The sequence below is a fragment of the Nesterenkonia sp. CL21 genome (genome assembly GCF_031705515.1).
Lineage (GTDB): Bacteria > Actinomycetota > Actinomycetes > Actinomycetales > Micrococcaceae > Nesterenkonia > Nesterenkonia aethiopica.
The window spans coordinates 41,021-50,495 of the sequence record NZ_JAUTWR010000016.1; the positions used below are offsets into that span (position 1 = coordinate 41,021).

Genomic DNA, 9,475 nt, shown 5'->3' on the forward strand with positions numbered 1-9,475 from the left:
ATGTCCTCACGCGTACCACGGCACGGGCTCATGGCCGAAGTCCTTGAACGCGCCGAACCGGCCGGCGTTGAAGCTCAGCCCGCTGCCGTCGCGGTCCCGGCAGTGCTCCACCTGGCCGAAGAAGACCCGGTGGTCACCGATGGTGTGCTTCTCCACCACACGGCAGTCCAGCTGGGAGAGCGCGTCCCGGATGACGGGCAGCCCGGAAGGGGTGGTGTCGAAGCTGCCGTCGGCGAAGCGTTCGCCTCCCCGGGAGGCGAACTGACGCGCCACGGCCTCCTGTTTGCTGCTCAGGATGGACAGGGCGTACCGGTCGCTGGTCTCGATGGCGTCCCCGGTGCGGGTGTCGAAGTTGAGCGAGATCATCACGATGGGCGGGTCCAGGCTGATGGAGGTCAGCGAGTTGATCGTCATCCCGGCCTGCTCCTGACCGTCGTCGGCGGTCACCACGGCCACTCCGGTGAGGAAGCGGCCGATGCAGCGGCGCATCGCCAACGGTTCGGGCTCGGCGGTGAATGGGGTCATCTGCAGTGGCATGTCAGTCCCTCACTGGTAGTAGCGGACTTCGAACATCTTGGCGCCCTCTTCGGACACCCACGGTCCGTGCTCCATGCCAGGCGGGCGAGTGGCCCAGTCCCCGGCGGAGAAGACACGGTCCAGGCGCAGGTCCCGGAAGGAGCCTTCGAAGATGAAGACCTCCTCCCAGAACTCGTGGGTCAGGGCGCCGTTGGGCGAGGTGTCGGTCCCGGGCTCGAACTTCAGGATCCGGGTGACGGCGTCGCTCTCGGAGTCCTGGGCGAGGATCGCCTCGCTGAGGCCGTCGATGTGCGGGGTGCAGTCCCGGAACTCGACCGAGGCGGTGGGGGTGAACTCGAATTCTGGTTTGGCCATGGTGGTCTCTCCTGTTCAGGTGGTGGCGCCGAGCGCGGCGGGGCGGAGGTCGGCGTCGTCGTGCTCGAGGCTGTAGGAGCCCAGGAAGGAGTCGAGGTCCTCCAGCAGCTCCGGGTAGCCGAAGTTCTGATACGTGTAGACGCCCTTGACCACGAACGGCGCACCGGCGTAGAAGAGCTCGTACTGCTGGTGGCGGCCGGCGAACTCGGAGCCGATGACGTCCCAGGCCAGGCGGAACAGCTTGATGCGCTCCTCGCTGGAGACGTCGGGAGAGGTGATGTAGCGCTCGACGTCGCCGCGGGTGGTCTCGCTGAGCATGTCCTGGTGGCTGGCGGGCATCTGCAGCACCCCTCCGCCGACCAGGTCCCGGAGGATCTGGATGACTCGCGGGTAGAGTTCGGCCTGCAGCCCCATGGCGCCGTAGAGGGCGCGCCGGCCGGGGACCATCATTCCGCTCTCGTCAGGCTCCGCGGTGTACTCGGCGGCCAGCAGGGAGGACTCCACGGAGGTGACCAGCGCGGCGAGCTCCCCGAGCTTCTCCTGGACGCCCGGAATCTTGTCCGTGCCGTTGACCTGGGAGACCTTGCGGGCGATGGAGGCGATGAACTTCAGCTTCTCGGCGAAGCGCGTCTGGGCCTGCCAGTTGCCCAGCGCGTGGGCGCCGGTGGCGAAGAACTGCGCGCGCAGGATGGCGGGGTCCCGGTCCACGAAGACGCGGTCCCACGGGACCAGCACGTCGTCGAAGACCACGAGGGAGTCGGGCTCGTCGAAGCGGGTGGTCAGCGGGTAGTCGAAGGCTCCGGTGGTCGACGGCGCGTACGGACGCCGGTTGATCAGCTTCAGCCCGGGAGCGTTGACCGGCAGCGCGAAGCTCACGGCGAAGTCCGAGTCATCCGGACCCAGCGGCTTGATGCAGGTCACCAGGATCTCGTCCGCGACGGCGGCGCCGGTGGCCAGCATCTGCGAGCCGCGGACCACCAGACCCTCCTCGGTCTCGTCGACGACGCCGACCTGGATGTAGTCCCCCTCCCAGCCGGAGGCCGTGGTGGCGCGGGAATGCTGCGGCGGGATGATCGCGTAGGAGACGAAGAGGTCCTCCTCCAGTACCCGGCGATAGTAGCGGCGCACGTTCTCCGCGAAGGGGCGGCCTTCGACGTCGAAGACGTGGGAGTTGGCGGCGAAGGCCGCCAGGAAGGAGCCCACGTGGTCCGGGCTGCGGCCGACCCAGCCGTGGGTCTGGCGCGCCCAGGTGGTGGTGGCCTGGCGCCGGGCCGCCAGCTCCTCGCGGCTGCGGGGGATCCCCAGCGCGCGGTTGGCGGTGCCGCCGGTCTCCGGGGATTCGTACTGCATGCCCCGGGCGGGGTCGGCGGAGGTGTCGTACAGGGAGGCCATGGTCCGTGCGACGGGCGCGAAGGCGGGGTGCTCAGCGACGTTGCTGACCACCTCGCCGTCGAGGTGGATGGTGCGGCCGTCGTCGAGACTGGCGAGATAGTCCGTGCCGGTTCTCATGAGCAGATCACTTCTCCTTGGTGATGGTGTAGCGGTGGGTCAGCTCCGGGGCGTCGTCGCCCGCGGAGCCCGGGGTCTGGATGCGGCAGGTCAGCTCCCACTCCGTGGCGTACCGGAACGTTCCTGCACGCAACGGAATCGTGCCGCCGAAGCAGATGTAGTCGCCGCCGTCGAGCTCCAGCTCGTGCTCCATGAGCGGCAGGATCTCGCGGGGCTCCCGCAGCGACTCGAAGCTGCCCACCTGGTAGAGCTCGCCGTCGGCGTGGCACTGGGCGGCCACTGCCGCGAGCGTGAAGCTCTCCAGGTCCCCGAGGGGAAGCACGTGGAGTCCCATGGGTTTGGGGCAGGCACGCTTGGAGCGCCCGATGTCCTCGGTCTCCAGCTGTCGGTCGGTGTGGTCGGACCCGAGCCCGAGGTAGTAGCGGCCCTGATGGCGGATGTAGACGGGCTCCACCTCTCCCGAGGTCCGGTCCGAGGAGACCTCCACAGACTGTGCCGTGGTCACAGACTCGGCCGCGATGCGGTAGAACATCGGTGTCCTCGGCGGCGGAGGGACGCCGATGCGGGCGAGCTCCTGGATGTGATGGTCCACGGCGGCCTGGTCGCGGGCCGTGTAGCCGGCCACGACGGCATCGAACGCGTCGAGCTGGAGGTCATGCCCTGTTCCGGGCACATGAAGAGTCAGCACTGATGGTTCCTTCTCAGCAGGTGGCGATGGTTGGGAGCAGACGGACCGCGGGTCAGCGGCCGTCAGTGAGCACGCGTGCGGTGGAGCTCAGGTGGCGGCGGGTGGCCTCGGCGGCGGCCTCGGGGTCGGCGGAGGCGATGGCGTCCACGATCGCCCGATGCTCCCCGATCACGGCCTCGATGCGGTTGGCCGCTTCGACGGCCTGGACGCCGAGCCGCAGCTGCTTGTAGCGGTGGGCCTCATAGAGGTCCTCGAACACGGAGTTCCGGCCCCGCTGGACGATGGTCCGATGGAAGGCGACGTCGAGCCGGACGAACTCCACGGGGTCCCCCGCAGCCTCCTCCTGCGCGGCGAGCAGGTCCCGCAGCGGCGTGACGTCCATGCCCTGGGCGATGGCCTTCCGCGCCGCCCAGATCTCGATGACCTCCCGGACCTCCATGAGAGAGTCCAGGTCCGCCTGTTGGAGGGCGGGCACGACGACGCCGCGATTGGGCAGTCGGCGGATCAGCCCGTCCCCCTGGAGTCGGAGGAGCGCCTCCCGGATCGGAGTCCGGGAGAAGTCCGAGCGGCGAGCCAGCTCGCTCTCGGAGAGGTGCGCCTCCTGATTCCAGGGCAGGGACGTCACCTCCTGGCGGAGCCAGCGGTAGGCCCCGTCGACAGCTGTCTCGACCTGCTCGGTGAAGATGGACATGACACCCCTTCCGTGGTCTGTGTCACACATGATCGTAGACGATCTGTATACAGGTCGTCAACAGGACGTGGTCATCGAGGTGGAGCCAGCGCCGACTCCCCTGCCAGACCACACCTGCCGCCGGCACGAAAGACTCGGACTCGGGCTCGGACTCGGGCTCGGACTCGGGCTCGGACTCGGTCTCGGTCTCGGTCTCGGTCTCGGGCTCGGGCTCGGGCTCGGGCTCGGGCGATGTCACAGATCCGATGCGCGCCCCGTCCTCAGGATGGAGGCCCGCGCCCCGGGTCACGGATAAAAGGACACCTCATGGAGATCGCGCTGTGGATCGTCACCGGCTTCCTGGCCGTGGGATTCCTGGTCGGCGGCATCGCGCTGCTGGCACTGCCGCGTCAGCGGTACCGGGCCCTCGGAAGGAATCAGCACTGGGTGGACATGTTCGACACCGGCACGCTGAAAGGCCTGGCGGCCCTCAAGGTGCTGGCCGCCGCGGGACTCGCACTGCCGACGACTCTCGGCATCGCCGCCTGGCTGGCGCCTCTGAGCGCACTGGGCCTGATGATGTACATGACCGGCGCCACGGCCGTGCGCGTCGTGAGACGCGAGTGGGGCTACGCCCTGGGCGATCTCACCTTCATTGCCCTGTCCGGGTTCGCCGCCTGGGGCTGGGCGTTCGGACCTGGCGCCCAGCTCAGCTGCTGAGGCCAGCCGGTCAGCCCTCGCCGTCGGCGGCGCCCAGCGCGGGACGCAGTTCGAGCCACTCTCTGACGGGCCTGCCGCCGGCGCCGGGGGCGTGGGCCAGCTCTGCAGCGATCTCGCGGGCGCGGCTCTCGTCGGCGACGTCGATCAGCATCCACCCGGCGATGAGGTCCTTCTCCTCGGGCAGCTCGTCACCGACCACCGGCGCCCCCTGATCATCGGAGCTGACCCATGTACCTTCGGGTGCCAGGGCCAGGCTATTGACGTACTCGCCCGTCTGCTGGAGGCGCTCGGCCAGACGCTCCATGAACTCGACGTGGTCGGCGACCTCCTCGGGCGTCCAGTCCCGCATGGGCACGTCGTTGGCCGCCGCAGGTGCGCCCCGGTAGTGCTTGATCAGCAGATACTTCATCCTCGTCCTCTCTCCGACCGCACGGTCACGCGTGACCTCGACCCTAGGGGGAGCGCCGACCCCAGGGAACACCTCACGCCCACCCCACACCGATCAGCGTGGTCGCGTCGAGCTCAGCAGCCCCTGCCCCCTGCAGGGACGCCAGGTACTCCTGGCGGACGCGCTCGGTCTCGTCCTCACTGAGGCCAGTCAGCATCCCGGCGAAGCCGGAGCCGGTGATCACCAACCACGCGAGGGACTCGGAGAGCGAAAGACGCAGCTCAGACTCGGTCACCTCGACGTCCCGGAGCCCGCGGCCCGCGAGCCAGGGGCCGAAGGTCTCGGACGTGTTGACCTCGTCCAGGAGATGGCGTGGCCGGGAGGGGAACTCCTGTCCGGTCACGGCCGCGATCGCCTGCGCCAGATGGCGACCGGAGGCTTCCATGGAGCCGCGTCGCCAGATGGTGACAGCGGCACGACCGCCGGGACGGAGCCTCTTCACCAGATGCTCGGTCCCGGCGGTCATGTCGGAGAAGAAGAAGATCCCCAGGACGCACTGGACGACGTCGTATCCGCTCCGGCCCCAGGACGTCACATCCGCGACCGCCGACGTGATGTTCTCCAAGCCGTCGGCCTGCCGCTCGAGGTCGGCCAGGAGCGGAGCGGCGAGGTCGACAGCGTCGACGTGACCGCCGGGACCCACGCGTCGTGCCGCTGGCAACGCGGACGCCCCGTTGCCGCAGCATGCATCGAGCACCAACTCGCCCTCCTGCGGCGCGGAGAGTTCTACGGTGGAGGCGCCGATGGGCCTCCAGAGATGCTCTCCGAGTCGGTCGAAGTCGCTGGTCGAGCTCGCATCGGAGAAGGCGCGCGTGATGCGCTCACGGGAATCCATGCACCTCATGCTAACGATTCTCATGAGAGGATTCTCGGGTGGGCGCTCACGGCGCGGAATCGCCCCCGCCTGAGCGTTGTTGATCCTGAGGGCCACCACGGAAGCGCCGGGCCGCGGTGGGGCACGATGGCCACCACCGACCACAGAGAGCGGAGAGATCGTGACGCGACAGTTCGACGCCGAGTACTGGGAACAGCACTACCAGGGATTACCGGGGCACTACCCGTCACAGACCGCCATGAGCTCAGGCCCGGGGGACCCCAATCCGCATCTGGTGCGTGAGATCTCTCCGCTGTCACCGGGGAGCGCCCTGGACGCGGGCTGCGGCCACGGGATCGAGGCCGCCTGGCTCGCGGAGCAGGGATGGAAGGTCACCGGCGTCGACATCTCCCGGACGGCACTGGACCGGGCCGCACGGATCCTGCGCGCCCGCGGCATGGATCCGCGTGTGGAGCTCATCGCCGCCGATCTGACCACCTGGGTACCGGAAGGGCAGTACGACCTGGTGACCACCCACTATGCGCATCCCACGATTCCGCAGCTGGACTTCTACCGACGCGTCTCAGGGTGGGTGGCGCCGGGAGGCACGCTGCTGATCATCGGCCACCTGCACGGCGAGGGCGACGCTCACGAACACGATGCTGACGCACACGGCGCTCCCGGACGCGACGCTGACGCACACGGCACGGCCGAGCACGATGCTCCCGGCCACCGGGGGAATCCACCGCTGGAGGCGCAGGTCCGGGCCGCCGACGTCGCCGCCCTGCTGGACGAGTCGTCCTGGCGGATCGAGACCGCGGTGGAGATGAGCCGGACGACTCTGCGTGGGAAGGACAGTGTCAGGCTGGACGACGTGGTGATTCGGGCCATCCGACTGCGCTGAGAGGCCGGGATCTGCGGCGCGTCAGCCGTGCAGGCGGATCCCGCGGGACAGCTGTTCGAAGGCCCGCACGGCGAGCTCAGCGGGCGGCTCGGAACACCCGGCGTCGGCGGCCCAGTGCTCGAATCCGATCCGGACGGCGTCGGTGGCCGCTGCGGCCATCAGCCGCGCGGCCAGCGGATCCACGTCCGGCACGAGGCCGGTGATGACCTCCTGCAGTCGTTCCTCGGAATCGCGATTGACGCGGTCCCAGACCGCCAGGAGGGCGTCGTCCTCGGCGGCCGCCCGCAGCAGGCCCCGCATCATCCGCCGCGTGGAGTCCTCGGCGCCGCCGTCGACGTCCAGCAGCGCCCTGATGACCTGCGGAATGGCGGCCCGCGGGTCACCCGGCCCCGTGTCCGCCAGGGCCTGGCGCCACTGGTCGGCACCGACGCTGAGCAGCGGCGCCACCGATTCCTCCTTGGTCCGGAAGTACCGGTAGAAGGTGCGCAGAGAGACCCCCGCACCGTCGGCGATCCTCTCCGCGGTGACCGCCGAGACGCCGTCGGCCGCGAACAGCCGAGCCGCGGAGCGGGCGATGTCCAGCCGGGTGAACTCCTTGCGACGCTGTGTCAGGGTGGTGGAACTGGTCACATCCAGCAGAGTACGGGAATCACGACCGACGTGCACACGTTGCCATGATGGCACACTGTGCCACTTAGGCAGGATGTGCTCACCGGAGGCGGATGCCCGCTATGCCCGGTGAGGCCGGACGCCTGGGACCCACGTCCCACCGGCCTGCAGTCGAATCCCGCGCATCGCGCCGCGGAGAAAGGATCACCCCATGCCCACAGGATCGACCCTGCCCCCCGCGACCACGACCCCCGGGCCGCGCAGCGCGCTGGCCGCCGGCGCCATGGTGCTGGCGCTGCTCGCCACGGGATGCGCCGCAGAAGACGACGGCGCCACAGACACCCCCGGTGACGAGGACACCGTGCAGGTGGAGGCCCCCGAGGACGAGACCGACGTCGAGGATGACGCTGAGGCCGAGTCCCAGGAGACCGATACAGATGAGACGGAGACTGAGGAGACGGAGGCCGACGGCGCCTCCGACGTGTCGGTGGAGACCGTCGGCGAGAGCCCACACGCCTTCGTGACCGGTCAGGCTCCGGAGGGCCCCGCAGTGGACGTCTCCGGTGAGCTGATCATCGGGCCGGGCGGCTACATGGCGCTGGCTCAGGACGGTCAGCCCCAGGTGCTGGTCTTCGACGAGGACGCGGAGTTCTCCTTCCGCGACGGCGCGCCCTCCGTGACGACGCCGGAGCACGGCACCATCGAGGTGGGCGAGGAGGTCGAGTTCAGCGGAGTGGAGCACCCGCTGGACGACATCGACGGGATTCCGTCGCAGCGCCTGGGCGGCGCCGACCAGCAGGTCCTCTTCGTCACCGGTGACTGAGGAGTCCAGCCGTGTCACCGTGAGCTGTGCATGACGCACGTCGGCCCTGTCGCAGCAGTGTTCACCTGCGTCGCGACAGGGCCGACGTATATCTGAAGGCGCCCGCGAGAGTAACCCGCGCGGCGCCGCAGCGGCCTCAGCTGCTGCGACCGGGGCGCCAGCCGAAGAAGTACAGGATCCAGCCGAGGGCACCCAGCAGGAACAGGCCGACAGTGGCCCAGGCACCTGTGGGCACTCCGGCGATCCGTTCCATGGCGCGCGCCTCGCCTGCCTCGGCGTCGTCCGCGGCGTCTGTCTGATCGGCGGACGGTGCCGCTCCGGTCTCGACCGCGGTCGGGGACTGCCCTCCTTCGCCGGCCTCCAGGGCCTCCGCACCCGCGCCGGGGATCTCGGAGGACCCCGCCGAGGAGCCCCGGAAGCGGTCTTCCAGCGCTGTGGGGGGAGCACCCCGGTCCAGCGCGCTCGCGGACCCGCCGTCTCGTGGGGCGGGCCCTGGGTCGAAGGTCACAGGTTCGTCGCCGCGCGCCACCGGGAGCTCACCGTCGTCACTGGGCGACCAGTCCTGGTCTGAGCCTCCAGCACCGCCGCCGCTCCGAGGAGCGCGGGGAGCCTCGGCCCGTGCCGACCCCTCCGACGGGTCGGCAGAGTCAGCGCTCTCTTCGGACGTCGAGCTGTCCGAGTCCGACTCCGACTCATCATCGGAGCCCCGCGGGGAGGGCTCCGACGTCGGGGACGGGGACGGGGTGGCCTCCGCCTGCTCCTGGGCATCACGCCGCTGCTCCAGCAGCGCCCTGATGTCTGCGCGGGACATGCCCTCGTTCCGGTCATCGGCTGCGGAGCTCTCCGAGTCATCGCCACGGTCGGATCCACCGGGTGTCTCGGGACGCTCCTGGACCGGTTCGCGGTCTTGGGAGCCGGGGGTCTGTCCTCTCTGGTCTGATGAGGATGAGGGCGCCTCGGTTCGAGAGTCTGAGGCTTCAGAGCTCTGCTGCCCCTGTTCCCGCTCGGAGCCGCTCGACTGCCGCTCCGAGCTGGATCGCCCACTGGCGTCGGACTGCCCTGACCCGCCTGTGCGGCCTGTCTGGCCTGTGCGGTCAGCGCCGCGTTCGGGCGACGGGGGTGTGCTCGTGTCGGTTGTGCTGCCGGCATCGGGCCGGTCGCCACCGCTGCCTCGGCCGCCGGTCTCAGGCCGCTCGTTCTGCTGCTGACCGGGCTGCCCACTGGGCGTCTCTGGGCGCGGCTGGGGATCAGCGGGGCGTTCCTCGGGCTGCACCGGCCGCTCCTCCGGAGCGCCTTCGGGATCGGCCGGGCGCTCATCCGGATCGACGGGACGACCCTCGGGCTGCACCGGCCTGCCCTCCGGCTGACCACCATCGTCCTCGTCGGAGTCATCGTCCTC

Annotated in this window: 13 protein-coding genes; 3 read left to right on the forward strand and 10 right to left on the reverse strand. The window is 69.8% G+C overall.

What is annotated here, in order from left to right:
* Window positions 1-6 precede the first annotated feature (6 nt).
* The 6 genes from Q7C18_RS16030 to Q7C18_RS16055 are packed head-to-tail and all read right to left on the reverse strand — an operon-like array spanning window position 7 to window position 4,017.
* The gene (locus Q7C18_RS16030; RefSeq protein WP_311026228.1) at window positions 7-525 is read right to left on the reverse strand and encodes a flavin reductase family protein; all 519 of its coding nucleotides are present in this window, start codon (window positions 523-525) and stop codon (window positions 7-9) included.
* A gap of 21 nt (window positions 526-546) precedes the next feature.
* Complete coding sequence (locus tag Q7C18_RS16035; RefSeq protein ID WP_311026229.1) at window positions 547-891, reverse strand: cupin domain-containing protein; 345 nt, start codon at window positions 889-891, stop codon at window positions 547-549.
* Between the two features lie 15 nt (window positions 892-906).
* The gene (locus Q7C18_RS16040) at window positions 907-2,400 is read right to left on the reverse strand and encodes a 4-hydroxyphenylacetate 3-hydroxylase N-terminal domain-containing protein (RefSeq protein ID WP_311026230.1); all 1,494 of its coding nucleotides are present in this window, start codon (window positions 2,398-2,400) and stop codon (window positions 907-909) included.
* Window positions 2,401-2,407: 7 nt separating this feature from the next.
* Window positions 2,408-3,088, reverse strand: a complete 681-nt coding sequence (locus Q7C18_RS16045) for a DUF2848 family protein (RefSeq protein WP_311026231.1) — start codon at window positions 3,086-3,088, stop codon at window positions 2,408-2,410.
* 52 nt (window positions 3,089-3,140) lie between these two features.
* The gene (locus Q7C18_RS16050; protein ID WP_070161178.1) at window positions 3,141-3,779 is read right to left on the reverse strand and encodes a GntR family transcriptional regulator; all 639 of its coding nucleotides are present in this window, start codon (window positions 3,777-3,779) and stop codon (window positions 3,141-3,143) included.
* A 22-nt stretch (window positions 3,780-3,801) separates the two neighbouring features.
* Window positions 3,802-4,017, reverse strand: a complete 216-nt coding sequence (locus tag Q7C18_RS16055) for a hypothetical protein (protein WP_311026232.1) — start codon at window positions 4,015-4,017, stop codon at window positions 3,802-3,804.
* 68 nt (window positions 4,018-4,085) lie between these two features.
* Between Q7C18_RS16055 and Q7C18_RS16060 the strand changes: the two genes are divergently transcribed.
* Complete coding sequence (locus Q7C18_RS16060; RefSeq protein ID WP_311026233.1) at window positions 4,086-4,478, forward strand: DoxX family protein; 393 nt, start codon at window positions 4,086-4,088, stop codon at window positions 4,476-4,478.
* Window positions 4,479-4,488: 10 nt separating this feature from the next.
* Here the strand turns inward: Q7C18_RS16060 and Q7C18_RS16065 are convergent, their stop codons facing one another.
* Together Q7C18_RS16065 and Q7C18_RS16070 are read right to left on the reverse strand one after the other, a co-directional pair.
* A complete protein-coding gene (locus tag Q7C18_RS16065) occupies window positions 4,489-4,887 on the reverse strand; it encodes a YciI family protein (RefSeq protein WP_311026234.1) in 399 nt (132 codons plus the stop codon).
* A 73-nt stretch (window positions 4,888-4,960) separates the two neighbouring features.
* A complete protein-coding gene (locus tag Q7C18_RS16070) occupies window positions 4,961-5,761 on the reverse strand; it encodes a methyltransferase domain-containing protein (RefSeq protein WP_311026235.1) in 801 nt (266 codons plus the stop codon).
* A gap of 160 nt (window positions 5,762-5,921) precedes the next feature.
* Here Q7C18_RS16070 and Q7C18_RS16075 point away from each other — a divergent pair, with 160 nt between their 5' ends.
* Entirely contained in the window at window positions 5,922-6,644 is a 723-nt protein-coding gene (locus Q7C18_RS16075; protein WP_311026236.1) for a class I SAM-dependent methyltransferase, read from the forward strand.
* Between the two features lie 21 nt (window positions 6,645-6,665).
* On the opposite strand, the gene Q7C18_RS16080 is transcribed toward Q7C18_RS16075, so the two are convergent.
* A complete protein-coding gene (locus Q7C18_RS16080) occupies window positions 6,666-7,274 on the reverse strand; it encodes a TetR/AcrR family transcriptional regulator (protein ID WP_311026237.1) in 609 nt (202 codons plus the stop codon).
* A 190-nt stretch (window positions 7,275-7,464) separates the two neighbouring features.
* Here Q7C18_RS16080 and Q7C18_RS16085 point away from each other — a divergent pair, with 190 nt between their 5' ends.
* Window positions 7,465-8,076 (forward strand): hypothetical protein, encoded by a 612-nt coding sequence (locus Q7C18_RS16085; protein ID WP_311026238.1) that lies wholly within the window; start codon window positions 7,465-7,467, stop codon window positions 8,074-8,076.
* A gap of 136 nt (window positions 8,077-8,212) precedes the next feature.
* Here the strand turns inward: Q7C18_RS16085 and Q7C18_RS16090 are convergent, their stop codons facing one another.
* Window positions 8,213-8,887 carry a hypothetical protein gene (locus Q7C18_RS16090; protein ID WP_311026239.1) on the reverse strand — a complete coding sequence of 225 codons (675 nt, stop codon included), beginning with the start codon at window positions 8,885-8,887 and terminating at the stop codon, window positions 8,213-8,215.
* Between the last annotated feature and the right edge of the window lie 588 nt (window positions 8,888-9,475).

Bases quoted from the DNA above. Each gene is read 5' to 3' on its own strand.
- Q7C18_RS16030 (WP_311026228.1), bottom strand. From the start codon at position 525: ATGACCCCATTCACCGCCGAGCCCGAACCGTTGGCGATGCGCCGCTGC.
- Q7C18_RS16035 (WP_311026229.1), bottom strand. From the start codon at position 891: ATGGCCAAACCAGAATTCGAGTTCACCCCCACCGCCTCGGTCGAGTTC.
- Q7C18_RS16040 (WP_311026230.1), bottom strand. From the start codon at position 2,400: ATGAGAACCGGCACGGACTATCTCGCCAGTCTCGACGACGGCCGCACC.
- Q7C18_RS16050 (WP_070161178.1), bottom strand. From the start codon at position 3,779: ATGTCCATCTTCACCGAGCAGGTCGAGACAGCTGTCGACGGGGCCTAC.
- Q7C18_RS16060 (WP_311026233.1), top strand. From the start codon at position 4,086: ATGGAGATCGCGCTGTGGATCGTCACCGGCTTCCTGGCCGTGGGATTC.
- Q7C18_RS16065 (WP_311026234.1), bottom strand. From the start codon at position 4,887: ATGAAGTATCTGCTGATCAAGCACTACCGGGGCGCACCTGCGGCGGCC.
- Q7C18_RS16070 (WP_311026235.1), bottom strand. From the start codon at position 5,761: ATGGATTCCCGTGAGCGCATCACGCGCGCCTTCTCCGATGCGAGCTCG.
- Q7C18_RS16085 (WP_311026238.1), top strand. From the start codon at position 7,465: ATGCCCACAGGATCGACCCTGCCCCCCGCGACCACGACCCCCGGGCCG.
- Q7C18_RS16090 (WP_311026239.1), bottom strand. From the start codon at position 8,887: ATGTCCCGCGCAGACATCAGGGCGCTGCTGGAGCAGCGGCGTGATGCC.